The sequence below is a fragment of the Pseudonocardia nematodicida genome, from assembly GCF_040105385.1.
GTDB classification, from domain to species: domain Bacteria; phylum Actinomycetota; class Actinomycetes; order Mycobacteriales; family Pseudonocardiaceae; genus Pseudonocardia; species Pseudonocardia nematodicida.
Genome location: NZ_JBEDNQ010000012.1, coordinates 154,335 through 172,674 on the forward strand (window position 1 = coordinate 154,335; position 18,340 = coordinate 172,674).

The following is an 18,340-nucleotide window of genomic DNA, read 5'->3' on the forward strand; positions in this document are numbered from 1 at the left end:
CGCCCCGCATCGGCACGATCGTCGACCGACGATTCTCGGCGTTCCGAACAGGTTCGGGAGAAGTCTCACAACCCCCCGCGGGACCTCTCGGGGTTGCGTGTCGGCCGATCCGGGTCACGGCGTACATCTCGCTTCGGCCGGTCGTTTGCGGGAGCGTGCATCAGGGACGTTGCGGATACATGTGTCGGGGAGCCGGCACGCCGTTCTTCCATCCACCAGAAGATTCGTTCGGCTGATCTCATCGATGATGACAACGAACATATCGGTCGGCATGACGAGGAAGTGGTCGGGAGTTGCTGTCGTTGTCGTCAATACTTGTGATGGGTGGTCCGACCCGGGTAATTTTCCGGTATGGCGGTCGTCAATCTCACGTTGTCGACATGAGCGTCGTCGCGCTCGACCTCGGTCCGGATCACCGCCGGTACTCCAGCGTCCTGTTCGACAGCCGCAGCGTCGGCTGGTGGTCGGTGCGGCTGGAGATGCTCGAGATCTCCGCGCACGTCGAGCACGTCGCGCTTCCGGGGGTCGATGCCCAGATGATCGACCTGCAGGTGGACGGCGTTCGCGACGTGCAGAGCCGGCACGGCAGCCGGTGGAGCACCGGATCGATGCGACCGGGATCGCTCGCCCTGAAGTCACCACATGCGTCGAGTCTGCTGCACTGGGAGTCCCCTGCTGGTGACGCGGTGGTCAGGGAGCTGCGGCTGCTCATCCCCCGCAGCACGATGGCGCGGGCGGCCGACGAACTCTGGGGGCGGGAACCGTCCTCCCTGCCCGTGCCGAGCAGGATCGGCTTCGACGACGACGTGCTGCGGTCGATGCTGGTCCAGCTCGAGCGGGCGGCCCGGGCCGGCGTCAGCGATCTGTACGCCGCCTCGGCGGCCGAGTTCGCCGCCGTGCACCTGCTGACCAGGCACGGCACGGCACCGGCACCGCCGAAGGCGCTGTTCAGCGACGCCCGGATCTCCCAGGTCGTCGAGATACTCCATTCCCGCCTCGACGTCACACCAGATCTGGGAGAACTCGCCGCGGTCGCCGGCCTGAGCCGGTTCCACCTCCTGCGGTTGTTCCGGCAGAAGACGGGCGAGACACCGAGCGCCTATCACCGTCGGCTGCGCCTGGAGCAGGCGCAACGGCTCCTGCGAACGACCAGCCTGTCCGTCACGGAGATCGGACACCGTTGCGGCTACCCGGACCCGTCGCATTTCGGGAAGTCGTTCCGGCGACTGACCGGATCGTCTCCGGTCGCCTACAGGCGTCAGGTCTGACCCGAGGCACTCGCCTCGGCCGAAGGGAATGCGACACTGAGCCTTTGCCAACCTGATCAGTCGTTGGCGATCATCAGGGTCTGAACTGCAGCGATGAGTTGCCCGGCCCGGTTCGGGCTGGAGCGGATCCTGCGTAGGACCTTCCAGTTCTTCAGTTCGGCGTTGACCCGCTCGCCCGGCCCGCGACGGCGGGCGTGTGCGCGGTTGACCTCTTTCTGGTTGCGGGACAGGCGCCGGTAGCGACCGGTGTCAGGGTCCAGGCGCCGGCGGCGCTGTGGGACTGCGACCATTGGGCCGGCGCCCTGGTAGGCGGTGTCGGCCGCGGCCGGGATCTCATGGGCGGTGAGTGCGTCGATGATCCCGTGCTCACGGGCCGCGCCCATGTCGTGGCGCGCGCCGGGCAGCGGCGGGGAGATCCACACCAGCCTGCCGACCGGGTCCGCGATGACCTGCACGTTCACTCCGTGCGCCTTGTGCTTACCGGAGTAGAAGGCCCGGTCGTAGCCGCAGGCCATGCCGACCCGGTCGATCCGCAGCAGCGTGCCGTCGACGATCACGGACGCCTTGCCCTTGGCCACCTCGATCGCCTGCTCCAGCGTGGGCGCCATCGCGGCGAGCAGATCGAGTGCCTCCCGCAAGTAGCGGTACACGGTGGACGACGTGCCGACGCGGAAGCCGCAGGCCAGATCGGCGTAGGTCTCGCCCTTGCGCAGGTGGGCGACTACCAGCAGGGCCTGCCGGCCGGGCGAGAGCTTCCGCCACCGGGTACGGCGCTGGTTGCGGTGCGCTCGCAGCGCATCGGAGAGCACGCCGAGCGCGCGGCTGGACACGGTCATCCCGGACGGGTAGGACAACACCTTGAAGCTCCTGGTCAGGCGGTCAGATCTAGTCAATCGCCCGTCTACCAGGAGCTTCACCCATTCGAGGTCACGCCACGCCGCACACCCGCTGACCAGCTCGGACGCCAGGTTGGCAAAGGCTCACTGACTCGGAGACTCCACGCCGCGGCGATGAGCGGTGGACGTCGGACGCGGTGTCGATCAGGTGCGCGCCGTGGTCGCGCTCGGAGATCGGCGCGGCGAGCGCGGCTGGAGTGAGTTGCGGCGCACCGGGGTCGTCCGTTCACCGTGGGGACAGCCGTCGATCGGATCTATGACGAGTTCCGCGATGAGCCGATAGCACTCGTTGCATGTGTTCGTCCGACCTTTCGTTGCGAGAAACGCAACGCAGGTATGTCTGATCGGCTACTCCACACGTCACCTCTTCTGCCCGATCGCCGATAACGTCCCGGTGATCGTCGACGGCGGCTCACTCTCCCCTTGAGACACAAGGACGCCCCATGCCCCCACCAGCATCACAGAAGCAACGCCCGGCTCGGAGGCGTCCACCGTGGACGCTCGACGCGATCGAACGGCTGGGTAACAAGCTGCCGGAACCACTGATCATCTTCCTCTGGTTGATCGGCCTGATCCTGGTGCTCTCGGCGGTGCTGGCGCAGATCGGCGTCACGGTCACCCACCCCGATTCCGGCGAGGTCGTGCCGGTTCAGAGCCTCCTCAGCGCGGCCGGACTGCAGTTCATCCTCGAGGACACAGTCGGCAACTTCGTCGGCTTCTCGCCGGTGGGCGTCGTGCTGACCCTGATGATCGGCATCGGGCTGGCGGACCGGACCGGGCTGCTGAAAGCACTCGTCCGCGCGACCCTGCTCCGCACCCCGGCCTGGCTGCTGCCGTTCGCCGTGTTCCTCGTGGCCAACAACTCGATGATCGCGACGGACGCCGGTTACCTCCTCGTGCCGCCGCTCGCGGCGATCGTCTACCGGACGCTCGGGCGCAACCCGCTCGTCGGCATCGTCTCCGCCTTCGCCGGCTGCGCCAGCGGCTACGCCTCAGGGCTCATGATCACCGGAGCCGACCCCCTGCTCGCCGGCATCTCCACCGAGGCGGCCGCGATCCTCGGCCCGGGCCTGGAGGTCACACCCGCGGACAACTACTACTTCTACGTCGTCTCGATGGTGGGCTGCGTCCTCGTCGGCGGTGCCGTCACCCGGTGGATCGTCGAACCGCGGATGGGTCCGTACGACGGTGACCACGTGGCGTCGGCCGAGCCCCTCGCGACAGTCGAGAAGCGTGGTCTGCTCGTCGCGGGCCTGGTGGCGCTCGCCTATGCCGGCGTCATCGTCGTCGCGGCCGTGGTTCCCGGCTCACCGGTGCAGAACGACGACGGCGGACTGGTGCCGTCCCCGCTCCTGTCCGGGATCGTGCCGCTTCTCTTCGGCTTCTTCGCCCTCGTCGGGTTGGCCTATGGTCTGGTCACCCGGGAGATCCGTTCGGGCCGCGACATCACCACGAAGTTCACCGAGGCGGTCCGCAGCATGAGCGGATTCATCGTCGTCGTCTTCTTCATCGCCCAGTTCAGCGCCTACTTCAAGTGGACGAACATCGGGCTCTGGATCTCGGTCAACGGAGCAGAGCTCCTGCTGAGCATCGACGCCACCGGATTCGGTGTCCTGCTCGGCGTCGTCATCGTCTCCGCGGTGCTCACGCTGCTCATCACCAGCGGATCCGGGCTCTGGGCCATTCTCGCGCCGATCTTCGTTCCCATGCTGATGCAGGTCGGCTTGCACCCGGCCGCGGTGCAGATGGCCTACCGCATCGGCGACAGCGCGACCTCCATGGTGACCCCGTTGATGCCCTACATGATCGTCATTCTCGGATTCATGCGGGAATGGGACAAGGACAAGAAGCTGGGTCACCTGCTCTCCAACACGCTGCCCTACGCGATCGGCCTGCTCATCGTGCAGACCCTGCTGTTGGCCGTGTTCTACGCCTTCGACCTCCCGCTGGGACCCGGTGCGGGATTCCGCATCGACTGACCCCCCGGCGCACCCGGCCAGAAAACGATCAAGGAGACATCATTTCCGCACGTCACACAGCGATCGACGCTGCGTACGCCTACGTCGACTCGGGCCGGCTCCTCGACGACGTGACGGCCGCGGTCCGTTACCGGACGGTCAGCGTCCACCCGGCCGAGGCCGGAGAGATCAGACGCTATCTCGACGACCACCTCGTTCCGCGGCTCGAGCGGCTCGGTTTCCGCACCCGGGTGGAACCGAATCCGGTCTCTCCGGAGCACCCGTTCCTGCTGGCGGTGCGGGAGGAGGAGCACGCCGCATTCACCGCGCTCACCTACGGCCACGCCGACGTGCAGCCACCGCAGGAGGGCCAGTGGCGCGAGGGCCTGGACCCGTGGGAGCTGGTCGTCGACGGCGACCACTGGTACGGCCGGGGCACCGCCGACAACAAGGGCCAGCACACCATCAACCTCGCCGCGCTGGAACAGGTGATCGCGCAGCGAGGGGGCACCCTCGGATACACGGTCAAGGCCGTGTTCGAGACCGGGGAGGAAGCCGGCTCGCCCGGAATGATGGAGTTCTGCCGGCACCACGCGGCCGAGCTGTCCGCCGACGTGTTCCTCGCCTCGGACGGACCGAGGCTGTCCACCGGGACCCCCACTCTCTGGCTGGGGAACCGGGGCATGTTCATGTTCCGGCTCGAGGCGTCGTTGCGCGAGCGCTCCTACCACTCGGGGAACTGGGGCGGGGTACTGGCGAACGCCGGCACGGTCCTGGCAGGTGCGATCGCCGCCCTCGTCGACGCCCGCGGGCGGCTCCTCGTCGACGCGCTCACGCCCCGCGACGGGATCCCGGACTCCGTCCGCGAGCTCGTCCGTGATCTCCCGATCGGGGGCGGGGACGACGATCCGGTACTCAGCGAGGACTGGGGCGAGCCCGGCCTGTCCCCCGGCGAACGGCTCTTCGCCTGGAACACGCTCGAGGTGCTGGACGTCGTCACCGGCCAGCCGGAGCGCACCGTCGGGGCGATCCCCGGGTACGCCCGGGCCACGCTGCAACTGCGCTTCGTGGTGGGGACGGACGAGGACCGTCTCGTCGAGGGAGTCCGTGCACACCTGGACCGGTCGGGATTCGGGAACGTCACCGTGGCGCAGGTGGGCCCGGTCATGTCCGCGACCCGCCTCGACCCCGGCGATCCGTGGGCGCAGCTCGCGGCGCGCTCGGTCCGTCGCACGACGGGCCAGGACGTCACGATCCTGCCCAGCGTGGGGGCCAGCATCCAGAACCGCGCCTTCGCCGACGTCCTGGGGCTGCCCACGATCTGGATCCCCCACTCGTACCCGGCCTGCGCCCAGCACGCGCCGAACGAGCACCTGCTCGCCTCCCTGAGCCGCGAGGCCATCGGCATCATGGCCGGGCTCTTCTGGGACCTGGGCGACGTGCAGACCGACAACCCCGTCCGGAGGAACTCATGACCGCCCGAGCCGCCCACGACGTCGTCGCCTACGACCCGTCATCGTTCGAGGGGCTGCAGTTCCATCGGGCGGTCGACGCCTTCCGGAGCGGCACCGACACCCCCCGCGACTACCTGGAGCGGTGCCTGGCGACGATCGCCGAGCGGGAGCCGGTCGTGCGGGCGTGGGCGTTCCTCGACGAGGAGGGCGCCCGCCGGCAGGCGGACAGCAGCACCGGACGATGGCGCGACGGCCGGGCGCTGTCCCCCGTCGACGGCATGCCGATCGGCGTCAAGGACGTCGTGGAGACCAAGGACATGCCGACCGAGTACGGGTGTGCGGCGTTCTCGGGCAACTTCCCGCGACGGGACAACGCCGCGGTGGCCGCACTGCGCCAGGCCGGAGCCGTGATCGTCGGCAAGACGACGACGGCGGAGCTCGGTGGTCCCCAGCCCCCGGCCACGACCAACCCGTTCCACTCCGGACACACGCCCGGAGGCTCGTCGTCCGGATCGGGCGCCGCCGTCGGTGCGCAGATGGTCCCGGCGTGTTTCGCCACCCAGTCGGCCAGCTCCCTGCTGCGGCCGGCAAGCTTCAACGGCAACTGGGGCCTGAAGCCCTCCCAGGGAGCAGTCAACCGCGGCGAACGCCAGGCGGGCAGCACCGCCGCGCACGGCGCGGTGGCCGCGTGCCCCGAGGACATGTGGCACGTCGCGATCGCCATGGCCGGTCGTGCGGGCGGGGACCCCGGGTGGCCTGCGCTGCGCGGTCCGGGCGACCTCCCACCGGCGCATCGACCGTTCACCGTCGCCGTCATGGAGACCGAGGGATGGCCGGACCTCGATCCGGCGAGCCACGAGGCGTTCGAGCAGGTCGTCGAGCAGGTCCGGGCGCACGGGGTGACGGTGCTCCGCCGCGAGGACGCGCCGGTGGAGCGCTTCGAGCGCGCCCTCGTCGGCGCGACCGCGCTCACCACCTCCCTGCTGGCCTGGGAGTACTCGTGGGCGTTCCGACCCGTCTACGAGGCGAACCCCCAGGGGGTCAGCGAGCGGGGCCGGCAGTTCTTCCTGGACCGGGCCGACGAGATGGGACCGGCCGGGTACGAGGCGGCGCTGCAGGAACAGAACGTCGTCAAGCAGGCGTACGTCGCCGTGTCCGGCCGGGTCGACGCGGTCCTCTCCCCCGCGTCGGCCGGCCCGGCTCCGGCCTGGGATCCCGACGTGCCCGCCGCCGCCGGGGTCACGTGGCCGACCGGGAACCCCGCGTTCGGGACGGTGTCGTCGCTGCTCGGCGCACCTGCGGTCAACGCACCGCTGATGTCCGTGCGCGGTCTGCCCTACGGAGTCCAGGTGATGGGCCGACACGGGGACGACGCACGGGTGACCGCCATCGCGCACTGGCTGCGCGAGATCGTCACACCGGTCGTGCTCTGATCCCGACGGAACGCGGCCGTCTCCGCCGGTGCGGAGACGGCCGCATCACCCGTCCGACGCCTCCGTCGTCGCGGAGGCGCTCTCGTCCTCGGCGGACAGCACCGCACTCATGATCTCGAGGAAATCCAGCTGGGCGCGGCTGAGCTGCCGCCAGGGCGAGGTCTGGATCTGCATGCTGCGTTGCGACAGCTCCGGGACGTCCAGCCGCACGAGCGCGATCCCCTCGGCACGTGCGTCCGGCACGCCCAGGGCCAGCGCGAACGACACACCCGCGCCGAGCCGCACGAACTCGATCAGAGCCTCGTGCTGGTCGCACTCCAGCACGGGGCGCAGCTCCCGCCCGACCTTGCGCGCAGCGTTCTCGAGGAGCTCACGTGCGGATCCCTGGCCGCGCAGCAGCGCGTACGGCTCGTCGAGCATCTCGCCGATGGTGACCTGGTCCCGGCCGGCGAGGGGGTGGTCGGCACCGACCACGCCGTAAGTGGGCAGCACCGCCGAGAACTCGATGCGGACGTCCTCGGTCGGCCTCGTCACCGCCGTCACGGCGACATCGACCCGTTCCTCGGCGACGAGCCGCGTCGCCTCCTCGGCCTTGGCGGAGATGACGGTCAGCCGCAGCCGCGGGTGCCGCATGCGGAGCTCGCGGACCACGCCGGCCATCACCGTGGTGGCGAACACCGTCGGGCAGGCCACCCGCAGCTGCTCGTCCTCCCGGGCCCCACCGGCGAGGTCATCCCGGAGGGCGGCGCTCTCGACCTCCATCCGGCGGACGTGGGTCAGCAGGCGCTGCCCCTGGTCGGTGAGCTCCACCCCCCGGCCGTGCCGGACGAGAAGGACGGCGTCGAGCGACCGTTCCAGCTTGCGGATCTGGCGACTGACCGCCGAACCGGCGATCCTGAGCCGCGCCGCAGCGCCGTTGATCGAGCCGCAGAGGGCGGCTTCGCGGAAGTAGACGAGCTCGATCGGTAGCAGGTTCGCCATGTCGGGCACGTGCTCCCACCTCCGACGCCGTCCGGTCTCCGGCCAACATGATCCCCCGTGGATGTCGTGCGCTCGACCAGGAGTCAGGCGAACACGTCCGCGACGTAGCGGGCGTGGTCGTGCTGCATCGCGTCCAACCAGGACACGGCCTCCTCGGCCGTCGCCCCGGTGGCCCCCCGGTAGATCCGTGCACAGGTGTCGTACACGGCGGGCGCCATCCGCCGGCCGTCCCCGCAGACGTAGAACACCGCCCCGTCGCGGACGAGCTCGACCACCCGGGCCCGCTCCGCCCACAGCCGGTCCTGCACGTACCGGACGTCGTCGACGGGGTCGGCCGAGAAGGCCGGGTACACCTCGACGATCCCGGCGTCCGCCCAGGCGGCCTGCTCGTCGCGGTAGAGGAAGTCGGCCTCGGGGTCGTCGCAGCCTAAGAACAGCAGCGCCGGGGCCGGCGCGACGCCGTCGTCCTGCGCGCGCAGCGCCCGCTCCTGCAGGAACCCGCGGAACGGCGCGATCCCGGTGCCGGCACAGACCATCACCATCGGCGTCGACACCGAGCGCGGCGGATGGAAGTCCACGTTGGACGGTCGGACGCTGACGGCCACCTTCGTGCCCGGCCGGGCCTGCGCGAGGTAGGTCGACGCCACGCCCTCGTGCAGACCCTGGCCGGACAGCGCAGGACCGCTCACGATGGCGATGCTGAGCGTGACGTGGTCGGTGCTCCACCGCGGCGACGACGAGATCGAGTACTGACGCGGGGTGAGCGGTCCGAGCAGCTGCAGGAAGCTCGCGAACGCGAGCCGGCAGGCCGGGTGGCGCTCGAGGAGGTCCAGGACGCTGACGCGCGTGTCGAGCACGTCGGCGGTGTAGGCCTCACCGGCCAGGGCGTCGAGAGCCTTCTTGTCCGGCGGGCAGACCGTCGCGCCGGCGAGCTGTTCGATCTGCTTGCGGGTGGCCGGCGCGGTCAGCTCGACGTAGCCGGCGAGCAGCTCCCCCGCGGTGACCGGTGTGTCGGCGGGCAGAAAGCTGTCCCCGCCGCCGGTGCGGATCACGATGGTGCTGTCGTAGCCGAGGCCGAAACGACCCAGTGCGCGGTCGACGACGGCGGCGGGGTTGCGCGGCAGGACGACCAGATAGTCCCCGGCCCGGTACTCGGCGCCGTCGGGCAGCGCGATCTCGATGTGCCGCTTGGACCGTGCTCCGGGCGCCGACATGTCGACGAGCTCGCGGTTGGCGACGACGGTGCCGAGCTCGAGCTGGTTGCGGCGGATGATCGGGTCGCGTACGGCGCCGACGAACTCGACCTCGAGCTGCGGTGATGGTGCGGGCTCCCCCGTCGCCTGGCCGAACTCGGCGTCGACCGGCGCCCAGAAGCCGTCGTACCAGTCCTCGAAGTCGCCGAAGAAATCGCCACGAGCGTTGGCCTCGCCGCGGTCGACCAGGCGTCGTGCCCCGGCCCGGGAGAGCTGCTCGTCGACGGCCTTCGGGATCGCCTGGTAGGTGCGGGCCCAGTCCGTGCTGCCCTTGCCGAACACCGCGTACCGGACCCCGTCGAGGGCACCCTCGGGCAGGTCGCGCACCCACGGCACGAACGCGCGGGCGTTGTCCGGCGGCTGCCCCTCGTATGACGACGTCACGACGACGACGACGGCGCCCTCGGTCGGCAGGTGCCGCGCGGCGCTGTCGAGGGTGTCGACGGACGCGGTGTAGCCGCGCAGCCGGGCATCGTTCGCGATCCGCTGGGCGAACGCCTCGGACGTGCCGGCGTTGGAGCCGTAGAGCACGCGGATCGGGATCCCGTTCTCCGCCGCCGCGATCCGCGGGCTCTCCGCGCGGCTCGCAGCGGGTACGGCGGGGACGATCGTGGTCTCCCGGCGGCGGGTGTGCACGAGCAGCCCGTCGGGCTTGATCGTCAGGGTCTGAACGACGCTCAGCTCGTAGTCGGGATCGGCGGCGGTGATGTCGAAGCGCTGCAACAGCATGGCCAGGAACAGCGTCGCCTTCTGCAGGGCGAAGCCGCGTCCGATGCAGGAGCGCCGGCCGTTGCCGAACGGCTTCCACGCGTTCGGGGGCAGCGCCTCGGCGCGCTCGAAGGAGAAGCGGTCCGGGTCGAACGTCGTCGCCGTCTCGCCCCAGACCGCGGGGTCGCGGTGCAGCTGCGGGATGACGACCAGCAGCGTGTCGTCGGTCCGGACCGGGTAGCGCCCGCCGATGATCGTGTCCTCGTAGGGCCGCACGGCGAAGGCCGGCGCGGTCGGCCACAGCCGCAGGCTCTCCTTGAGGATCTGGTCGAGGTAGCCCAGCTTCGCCAGATCGTCGTAGCCGGGCGCGCGGTCGCCGAGCACCTCGTCGAAGTGCGCTCGGGCCCGCTCCATGATCTGCGGGTTCCGCAGCAGCTCGTGGATGGTGAAGGTCAGCAGGCCGCTGGTGGTCTCGTGACCGGCGATCAGGAACGTGACGAGCTGGTAGCGCACGTTCTCGTCGGAGAGCCGCTCACCGGTCTGCGGGTCGGTCGCGGTGATCATCGTGTCGAGGATGTCGCGCTGCCCGGCCGGCAGCGGGTGGCGCTTGCGGTCGGTGATGAGCTGGTCGGCGACCTCGTACATGAGCCGGCGGTCCTCGTCGTACTGGTGGCGGGCCCGCAGCATCAGCCGGTTCTGCAGCGGCAGCCGACGGCCCCGCTCCCCCGACTCGACCAGCGACCGCACCATGGCCCCGACGAACGGGTGCATCGCCGCCATCAGGATGCGGTGCGCCGCACCCCAGTTCGGCTCGTCGGTCTCGGCGGTGAACAGCCCGTCCCCGGCGAAGTCGCGCACGTGGCGCAGCGGGGTGTGCACCTTCTTGTCGAACCGCGACTCGTCGCACAGCTCGTCGACCAGCTCCTGGGAGCTGACCACCACCAGTCGCCCGCCCGGGACGTCCAGGCGGTAGATCGGCCCGTAGGTGTCGGCGAGCTCCATCAGGCCGAAGATGCCCTTCTCGGCGTCCAGGTCCGGCAGGTTGCCGACGACGGGACGCGGACGGGGCTGCGGGATCTGCTGCGTGGCCATGCACTCCAGTGTTCGTTCCGTCCCGCACTCCCGGCTTACCTTCGGGCGACGATGATTTACCTTCAGATGCCATGGGGTCCGTCCTCCGTGCCGCCGCGCTGCGCGGCCTTCCCGAGCTCGTCGCCGACCTGGGCGGGGATGCGGCGGAGCTCTTCGCGCGCGCGACCGTGCCTCTGGGGGCCCTCGACAACGACGAGGCGCTGATCGACGGCCGGGCCGCGGCCCGGCTGCTCTCGGCTGTCGCCGCCGACCTGGCCTGCCCGGACCTCGGGCTGCGCCTGTCCACCCGGCAGGACATCGGCGTGCTCGGTCCACTGTCGATCGCCGTCCAGAACTCGGCGACGTTCGGGGATGGCCTCGACATCGCCGTCCGGTTCCTGTTCGCGCACAGCTCCGGCTCAAGCGTCGCGCAGGTGCCCGACGCCGAAGCGGGTGTCACAGCTCTGCGCTACGCGAACCGGGAGATCGATCCGCTTCCTCCGCAGGTCGTCGACTATGCGCTGAGCCTGTTCCACCGTGTGCTCGTGCGGCTGAGCGGTGGCTCCTACGGTCTGCGGTCCGTGCATCTGCCGCATCCGCCGCTGACCTCTGTGGACGTCTACACCGACCACTTCGGTGCGCAGGTGCGCTTCGCGCAGCCCTCGGCACTACTCCGGGTTCCGACGCCGCTGCTCGGGACGTCCGTGCCGGGTGCCGATCCGGTGCTGAGGGAGGTCGCCATGGGGTACGTCGGTGACCGGTTCACCGAGCCCCGGAGGACGACCAGCGGGCAGGTGCGGACGGTGCTGGCGCGGTCCCTCGGGTCCGCTCCCCTGGATCTCGACGCGGTCGCCCGGCGGCTCACGGTCAATCCGCGCACGTTGCAGCGTCGGTTGGCGGCGGAGTCGACGACGTTCGATGCGCTGCTCGACGAGGCTCGGCGGGACGTCGCACAGCGGTTGCTGACCGAGACCGATCTGCCGTTGTCGCAGGTCAGTCAGATGGTGGGTTCACGGCGCAGTCGGCGCTGACGCGGGCGGCCCGGCGATGGTTCGGGCTCACGCCGACGGAGCTGCGCCGGGGACGGCACTGACGTAGCGGTCCCGAGGCGCGCCGACGTCCGGTCCCTCTCCCGGACGTTCCGGTCACCGGACCACGGTCCTCTCCGACACCCCGGACGGGATGACACGGTTCCTCGGCTCGTCGGAGGTCGCGGCGGCGCCTGATTCAGCGGCAGACGACGCGCTGACGGACCAGAGGGGTCGGAGTGAACACCATCGATCTTGATTCCACCATCGAGCGGAGCCGGTTCGGCCGCCTCCATCTGAAGGTCGTTCTCCTCTGCGGACTCGTGATCCTGTTCGACGGTTACGACCTGACGATCTACGGAGCGACGGTGCCCGCGATGATCGCGGAGTTCGGGTTCGGCCCGACGACGGCCGGTCTGATCGGGAGCAGCGCCCTGCTCGGGATGATGCTGGGCGCCATGATCTTCGGATCGATCGCCGAGCGGCTCGGCCGCCGGCGGTCGATCGTGGTGTGCGTCGCGCTCTACAGCCTGTTCACCGGCATCGTCGCCATCGCCACGAACCCCTGGGAGCTCGCCGCGTACCGGTTCGTCGCGGGTATCGGCCTGGGCGGAGTGATGCCCAACGCCGTCGCGCTGGTCGCCGAGTACGCGCCGGCCCGGCTCCGCAACACGCTGGTCAGCCTCATGTTCAGCGGGTACATGTTCGGCGGCATCGCCGCCGCGCTGATCGGCGTCGGCCTGATCCCCGCCTTCGGCTGGCGCTCGCTCTACCTCGTGGGCGCGCTACCGCTGCTCCTCGTCCCGATCCTCGCGGTGATGCTGCCCGAGGCCCCACGCACCCTGCTGCGCCGCGGGCGGGTGGACGAGCTACGCGCGACGCTGCGCCGGATCGACCCGGCCGTCCCGGCGGTCGGGGACATCGTCGCGGCGGTCCCGGATCGTGCGTCCTCCCCGGTCTCGGGCCTGTTCCAGGACGGTCGCGCCCGCACCACCCTGCTGTTGTGGACGGCCTTCTTCATGGTGCTGCTGATGATCTACGGGTTGCTCACCTGGCTCCCGCAGCTGATGATCCGGGCCGGGTACCCGCTGTCGTCGAGCCTGTCGTTCCTGATGACGCTGTTCGTGTCGGCGATCGCGATCACCTGGTGTGGCGGCTATCTCGCAGACCGCTTCGGGGCACGCCGGGTGCTGATCGTGAGCTACCTCGTCGCGGCGCTGTTCGTGGCGCTCCTCGGCGCGCTGAGCGAGAGCTCGATCCTCTGGGTCTACCTCGCCGTCGCCCTGGGCGGTGGGACCACGTTCGCAGCTCAGATCTTCGCCAACGCGCTCGCCGCGCAGTCCTATCCTCCGCATGCCCGCTCGACGGGCATCGGATGGGCGCTGGGCGTGGGCCGGGTCGGCGCCATCGTCGGGCCGTTGCTCGGCGGTGTGCTGCTGACCGCGGACGTCCCGCTCGAGGTCAACTTCGTGGCGTTCGCGGTCCCCGGGGTGATCGCCGCGATCGCCGTCGCCCTCCTGCGGAACCCGCAGGTCGTCGAGCCCGGCCGGGAGGTCTCTCCCGGCCGTCGTCCCACCGCGTCGTGAGCCGGGCGTGCACGTCGACGTCGACGCGTTCCGCTGACGGAGACGATCCGGTTCCGCCGGCGCCGGCCGCGGTGTGAGTGTCGGGCCATGCACCGAACAGGGGTGGTCGCGGGAACCGGCAACGGGTCGACGTTCGGACACGTCGTCGACGGTGAGGAACGGGGTTCGCTCGACGGCTCGACGTTCTCGACCGTCGACCCGTGGACGCGCTCGCCGTGGGCCGAGGTCGCGCTCGGCGGCAGCGCGGAGGCCGACCTGGCCGTGGCCGCCGCGCGCCGCGCATTCGACGACGGGCCGTGGCCCCGGATGGGCCACGGTGCCCGCGGCGCCCTGCTGCACCGCTTCGCCGACCTCGTCGAGGAGCACTCCGCCGAGCTCGCGCTGGCGGACTCGAGGGACATGGGCAAGCCGGTCGCGGCGGCGGCGGCGATGGACGTCCCGCGGACCGCGCTCAACATCCGCTTCTTCGCCGACCACGCGCGGCTCTCGACCGCCGAGGCCTACCCGATGGACTCGGGCCACCACGCGTACTCCCGCTTCGAGCCCGCCGGGGTGGTCGCGGCCATCGCGCCGTGGAACTTCCCGATGATGCTCGAGTCCTGGAAGTTCGCACCCGCCCTGGCCTGGGGGAACACCGTGGTGCTCAAGCCGGCAGAGGACACCCCGGCGTCGGCGACGATCCTGGCCCGGCTCGCGCTGGAGGCGGGGATCCCAGCGGGAGTCCTCAACGTCGTGCACGGCTACGGCCCGGGTTCCGCGGGCGAGGCGCTCACCACGGATCCGCGGGTGGACCGGATCACCTTCACCGGTGAGTCCGGGACCGGCCGGGCCATCGCTGCCGCCGCCGCGAGGAATCTGACCCCGGTGAGCCTGGAGATGGGCGGCAAGGGAGCCAATCTGGTCTTCGACGACGCCGACCTCGACAACGCGGTGGCCTGGTCGATCAAGGCGATCTTCAGCAACGCCGGCCAGGTCTGTCTGGCGGGATCTCGGCTCTACGTCCAGCGCGGCGCGCTCGAGGAGTTCACCGCCCGGTTCGTCGCCGCCGCCGAGGAGATGGTGATCGGCGACCCGACCGATCCCGCCACCGAGATCGGCCCGCTGGCGTCGGAGGAGCACTGGACGAAGGTCCGTGGCTTCCTGGAGCAGCCGGGCGGGAAGGTCCTGACCGGCGGGACGGGCGACGGCTGGGTGGTGCGCCCGACCGTGCTCGTCGACGTGGCGCCCGACGCCCGGATCCAGTGCGAGGAGGTCTTCGGCCCGGTCGTGACCATCACCCCGTTCGACACCGAGGACGAAGGCGTGCGGCTGGCCAACGACACACCCTTCGGACTCAACGCGATGGTCTTCACCGAGAACCTCTCGCGGGCCCATCGGGTCTCCGCCGCCCTGCGGGCGGGGACCGTGTGGACCAACTGCTTCTTCGTCCGCGACCTGCGTGCCCCGTTCGGCGGCGTCGGCGACTCGGGGTGGGGGCGCGAGGGCGGCACCTTCAGCCGCGAGTTCTTCACCGAACCCAAGGCGGTCGTCATGGCCATCGGGGACCGGACATGATCGACGTCCAGGAGCTGGCGACGCGGTTGGAGCGGGCCGCGGCCGGCCGCACCGCCATCGGCAAGCTGTCCGACGAGTTCCCCGATCTGGATCTGCCCACCGCCTACCGGGTGCAGGAGGAGCTGTGCGCCGCCGCGGGCGCACTCGCCGGCTGGAAGCTCGGCGTCACCTCGCGCGCGAAACAGGCCCAGGTCGGCGTCACCGAGCCCGTCTACGGGTTCCTGGCCGCGGCGCACGCCCTCGAACCGGGACGGCCGCTGGACACGTCCCGGCACATCCAGCCCCGGTGCGAACCCGAGATCGTCTTCCTGCTGGGCCGAGATCTCAGCGGACCACAGGTCACGGCGTCGGACGTGCTCACCGCCTCCTCCGGTGTCGCGGCGGGGATCGAGGTCCTCGACTCCCGGTACGTCGACTACGACTTCACGATGGCGGACGTGGTGGCGGACAACACCTCCGCCGCCCGCTACGTGGTCGGCGACCCCGTGTCCCCGGCGGGGGTCGACCTGCGGCTGGTCGGCGTAGTGCTGGAGAAGAACGGCGCGGTCGCGGCCACCGCGTCCGGTGCGGCCGTGCTCGGCCACCCGGCCGCCGCCGTCGCATGGCTGGTCCGGCGCCTCGCCGAACGGGACGCGGGACTGCGTGCCGGGGACGTCGTGCTCTCCGGCGGGCTGACGGCGGCGGTCCCCGTGGCACCCGGCGACGTGGTCACCGTCTCGATCGACCGGCTGGGCTCGATCGAGCTCGGCTGCACCTGACCCATCGTGCGGAAGGCGAACCCGTGCCCCTGATACAGGTCACCCTCGCAGCAGGCCGTTCCCCGGAGCAGCTCCGAGCGCTCGGCGCGGCCCTCACCGCGGCCGCCCAGGACGCCGTCGGGGCGAGCCGGGAGACGATCCGCGTCGTGATCTCCGAGTGCGACCCGGAGCTGTGGTTCGCCGGGGGTGAGTCGCTGGCGGACCTGCGGTCCCGTGGCGACAGATGACCCCGCGGGCCGCTCTCCGGGGTGCGGCCGCCGACGCGGTCAGCTCCCCGGCAGCAGCAGGTTGAGCGCCGCGCGTGTCGCGGTCGCGTCGCGGTGCGGCGCGATGTCGGCGATCGCGGTGGACGCCGTGCGCGCGAGGTGCTGGGCGATGGTCTGTACGGCGAGGTCGTGGTCCCGATCGCGGAACGCCTCGACGAGGGTCTCGTGATCGGCGTCCCAGCGTGACCAGGACCGGGGGTGGCCGAGCTGGGCCAGCCGCAGGAAGCGCTCGGATCGATCGCCCAGGCTGCAGATCGTGTCGTGCAGCGTGGGCGCCTGCTCGTAGGTCAGCTGGTGGAACGTGCGGTGGGTCCGCGTCCAGCGGTCGATGTCGTCGTTCTCGAGGCAGCGGCGCATCTCCGCCAGCGCCTCCCCCAGCTGCGCCACGAGATCCGGGGTGGCCACCCGCACCGAGATACTGACCGCCACCGCCTCGAGCATCACCCGCGACGCGTACACCGCGTCGATCTCGCCGGGATCGACCGAGCGGACGACCGCGCGCTGATCCGGCTTGTTCTCGATCAGGCCTTCCTCCTGCAGCAGGCGGAAGGCCTCCCGCATGGGAGTGCGGCTGACCTTGAGCCGGCGGGCGAGCTCGGCCTGCAGGATCGGCGAGCCGGGGGGCAGCTGCCCGTCGAGGATCATCGCCCGGACCGCGGCGTGGACATCGAGCGCCAGACGCCGGCCCGGGCGGGCGGGCGCGATCGCGGCGACATCTGCGAGCTCCTCCGACATGAGTGGAGTGTATCCAGATCTGCCGGCTCCCGCTCGAGGCCGCACCTACTTCCCGACCGGCAACGGGATGGCGACCAGGCCGGCGGCGCTCGATCGCCGGCAACCTCCGAGCACTCCCCTCTTCCTCCAGACACACAAAGTGGGTACAGTTTGCGCCAGCTCAGCCGGGAAAGCGTCCCGTTGGGTCGCGAAAGACCAGTACGGAGCCGGGTCGGCTGCTCGTCACACCGTCAAGGAGGACACAGATGTCCCAGTCGCTCGACCAGTGCACCCACTCCTGGCCCGTCACCACGGAGACGTCGAACGGCCTGCCCTCCCGGATGAAGGTGATGTCGTTCGACCGCTTCGGGGACCCGGATGTCCTACAGGTCGACGAGGTGGACACACCTGTCCCGGGCCCGGGCGAGGTCGCGGTCCGGGTGGCGGCGGTCAGCGTCGGCCGGCTGCTCGATCTCGCCGCGCGCGCCGGCACCCACCCCTACGCGAGGATCGCGCTGCCGCACGTTCCCGGTGCGGAGCACGCGGGCACCGTGGCCGCGGTCGGCCCGGACGTCGGCTCCGTGCGGCCCGGCGACCGGGTCGCGGTCTTCCCGCTGCTCACCTGCGGAATGTGCGCGGCGTGCACCAGCGGCCACCAGGAAGGCTGCCCGACGGCACGGATCATGGGGGTGCACACCTGGGGCGCCTACGCCGAGTACACCGTCGTTCCCGAGGCGAACGTCGCCGCCGTCCCCGCCGGGGTCGCCCCCGGGGACGCCGCGGCGCTCGCCCTGTCCGGCGCGGTCGCGCAGAACCAGTTCGACGAGGCCGGACTCGAGGTCGGCGAGTGGGTCCTGGTGCACGGGGCGTCGTCCGCGCTGGGGTCGCTGACCGCCGCGCTCGCGATCCATCGCGGGGCGCGTGTCATCGCCGCGTCACGGTCGCCGGAGAAGCGCCGGCGACTCGAGGAGCTGGCTCCCGAGGCGGTGCTGGACCCGGTCGACCCCGGCTTCGCGGACCGGGTGCGGGAGCTGACCGGCCCCGCGGGCGTGTCCCTGGCGGTCGACGACCTCGGCGACCCCGCGATCTGGGCGACGACGATGGACGTGCTCGGCTGGCGCGGCCGGGTGGTGACCTCCGGCGCGTTCCTCGGGGGCCGGGTCGAGCTGGATCTGTTGCGGCTCTACACCCACTCGCAGCGGATCATCGGGGTTCGCAGCGGCAACCCGCGCAGCGCGACCCGGCTGTGGGAGGCCGTCGCCGAGGGCTTCCGGCCGGTGATCGACCGCTCCTTCCCGGTCGCCCGGGCCGCCGAGGCCCACCGCTACCTCGAGAACTCCGCGAACACCGGCCGGGTCGTGCTCACGACCGGCGACGACGACTGGGCTGCGGCCCCCGACGCCTGATGGACT

14 protein-coding genes are annotated in these 18,340 nt (G+C 71.0%); 10 read left to right on the forward strand and 4 right to left on the reverse strand.

The genetic code is table 11. The features are described from left to right. Positions 1–293: 293 nt before the first annotated feature. A complete protein-coding gene (locus WIS52_RS25935; protein WP_349301001.1) occupies positions 294–1,268 on the forward strand; it encodes an AraC family transcriptional regulator in 975 nt (324 codons plus the stop codon). A 56-nt stretch (positions 1,269–1,324) separates the two neighbouring features. Here the strand turns inward: WIS52_RS25935 and WIS52_RS25940 are convergent, their stop codons facing one another. After that, on the reverse strand, positions 1,325–2,125 hold the full coding sequence (locus WIS52_RS25940) for a transposase family protein (RefSeq protein ID WP_349301002.1): 801 nt from the start codon (positions 2,123–2,125) through the stop codon (positions 1,325–1,327). Between the two features lie 482 nt (positions 2,126–2,607). On the opposite strand from WIS52_RS25940, the gene WIS52_RS25945 reads away from it, so the two are divergent. Genes WIS52_RS25945 through WIS52_RS25955 form a run of 3 tightly spaced genes read left to right on the forward strand, consistent with a single transcriptional unit; the run spans position 2,608 to position 7,009 of the window. Beyond that, on the forward strand, positions 2,608–4,143 hold the full coding sequence (locus tag WIS52_RS25945; protein WP_349301003.1) for an AbgT family transporter: 1,536 nt from the start codon (positions 2,608–2,610) through the stop codon (positions 4,141–4,143). Between the two features lie 41 nt (positions 4,144–4,184). Beyond that, a complete protein-coding gene (locus tag WIS52_RS25950; protein WP_349301117.1) occupies positions 4,185–5,597 on the forward strand; it encodes a M20 family metallopeptidase in 1,413 nt (470 codons plus the stop codon). Then, entirely contained in the window at positions 5,594–7,009 is a 1,416-nt protein-coding gene (locus tag WIS52_RS25955) for an amidase (RefSeq protein WP_349301004.1), read from the forward strand. The genes WIS52_RS25950 and WIS52_RS25955 overlap by 4 nt, the downstream gene beginning before the upstream one ends. A 45-nt stretch (positions 7,010–7,054) precedes the next feature. Here the strand turns inward: WIS52_RS25955 and WIS52_RS25960 are convergent, their stop codons facing one another. Together WIS52_RS25960 and WIS52_RS25965 are read right to left on the reverse strand one after the other, a co-directional pair. Then, positions 7,055–7,990, reverse strand: a complete 936-nt coding sequence (locus WIS52_RS25960) for a LysR family transcriptional regulator (protein WP_349301118.1) — start codon at positions 7,988–7,990, stop codon at positions 7,055–7,057. 83 nt (positions 7,991–8,073) lie between these two features. Next, on the reverse strand, positions 8,074–11,043 hold the full coding sequence (locus WIS52_RS25965) for a bifunctional cytochrome P450/NADPH--P450 reductase (protein WP_349301005.1): 2,970 nt from the start codon (positions 11,041–11,043) through the stop codon (positions 8,074–8,076). A gap of 71 nt (positions 11,044–11,114) precedes the next feature. Between WIS52_RS25965 and WIS52_RS25970 the strand changes: the two genes are divergently transcribed. The 5 genes from WIS52_RS25970 (at position 11,115) to WIS52_RS25990 (ending at position 16,175) form a co-directional block, all read left to right on the forward strand. Next, positions 11,115–12,053: an AraC family transcriptional regulator gene (locus WIS52_RS25970; protein ID WP_349301006.1), complete on the forward strand. Its 939-nt coding sequence runs from the start codon at positions 11,115–11,117 to the stop codon at positions 12,051–12,053. Positions 12,054–12,289: 236 nt separating this feature from the next. After that, positions 12,290–13,636, forward strand: a complete 1,347-nt coding sequence (locus tag WIS52_RS25975; protein ID WP_349301007.1) for an MFS transporter — start codon at positions 12,290–12,292, stop codon at positions 13,634–13,636. A gap of 87 nt (positions 13,637–13,723) precedes the next feature. Continuing rightward, the gene (locus WIS52_RS25980; RefSeq protein WP_349301008.1) at positions 13,724–15,190 is read left to right on the forward strand and encodes an aldehyde dehydrogenase; all 1,467 of its coding nucleotides are present in this window, start codon (positions 13,724–13,726) and stop codon (positions 15,188–15,190) included. Continuing rightward, on the forward strand, positions 15,187–15,948 hold the full coding sequence (locus WIS52_RS25985) for a 2-keto-4-pentenoate hydratase (protein ID WP_349301009.1): 762 nt from the start codon (positions 15,187–15,189) through the stop codon (positions 15,946–15,948). Before WIS52_RS25980 ends, WIS52_RS25985 begins: the two co-directional genes overlap by 4 nt. Positions 15,949–15,971: 23 nt before the next feature. Continuing rightward, positions 15,972–16,175, forward strand: coding sequence for a tautomerase family protein (locus tag WIS52_RS25990; RefSeq protein WP_349301010.1), 204 nt, complete (start codon positions 15,972–15,974; stop codon positions 16,173–16,175). A gap of 39 nt (positions 16,176–16,214) precedes the next feature. Here the strand turns inward: WIS52_RS25990 and WIS52_RS25995 are convergent, their stop codons facing one another. Continuing rightward, positions 16,215–16,949, reverse strand: coding sequence for a GntR family transcriptional regulator (locus WIS52_RS25995; RefSeq protein ID WP_349301011.1), 735 nt, complete (start codon positions 16,947–16,949; stop codon positions 16,215–16,217). Between the two features lie 245 nt (positions 16,950–17,194). On the opposite strand from WIS52_RS25995, the gene WIS52_RS26000 reads away from it, so the two are divergent. Then, the gene (locus tag WIS52_RS26000; RefSeq protein WP_349301012.1) at positions 17,195–18,334 is read left to right on the forward strand and encodes an alcohol dehydrogenase catalytic domain-containing protein; all 1,140 of its coding nucleotides are present in this window, start codon (positions 17,195–17,197) and stop codon (positions 18,332–18,334) included. Positions 18,335–18,340 lie beyond the last annotated feature (6 nt).

Excerpts from the sequence above, each read along its gene's own strand:
- WIS52_RS25985 (WP_349301009.1), top strand. The coding sequence starts at position 15,187 with ATGATCGACGTCCAGGAGCTGGCGACGCGGTTGGAGCGGGCCGCGGCC.
- WIS52_RS25965 (WP_349301005.1), bottom strand. The coding sequence starts at position 11,043 with ATGGCCACGCAGCAGATCCCGCAGCCCCGTCCGCGTCCCGTCGTCGGC.
- WIS52_RS25995 (WP_349301011.1), bottom strand. The coding sequence starts at position 16,949 with ATGTCGGAGGAGCTCGCAGATGTCGCCGCGATCGCGCCCGCCCGCCCG.
- WIS52_RS26000 (WP_349301012.1), top strand. The coding sequence starts at position 17,195 with ATGTCCCAGTCGCTCGACCAGTGCACCCACTCCTGGCCCGTCACCACG.
- WIS52_RS25970 (WP_349301006.1), top strand. The coding sequence starts at position 11,115 with ATGGGGTCCGTCCTCCGTGCCGCCGCGCTGCGCGGCCTTCCCGAGCTC.
- WIS52_RS25945 (WP_349301003.1), top strand. The coding sequence starts at position 2,608 with ATGCCCCCACCAGCATCACAGAAGCAACGCCCGGCTCGGAGGCGTCCA.
- WIS52_RS25955 (WP_349301004.1), top strand. The coding sequence starts at position 5,594 with ATGACCGCCCGAGCCGCCCACGACGTCGTCGCCTACGACCCGTCATCG.
- WIS52_RS25980 (WP_349301008.1), top strand. The coding sequence starts at position 13,724 with ATGCACCGAACAGGGGTGGTCGCGGGAACCGGCAACGGGTCGACGTTC.
- WIS52_RS25960 (WP_349301118.1), bottom strand. The coding sequence starts at position 7,990 with ATGGCGAACCTGCTACCGATCGAGCTCGTCTACTTCCGCGAAGCCGCC.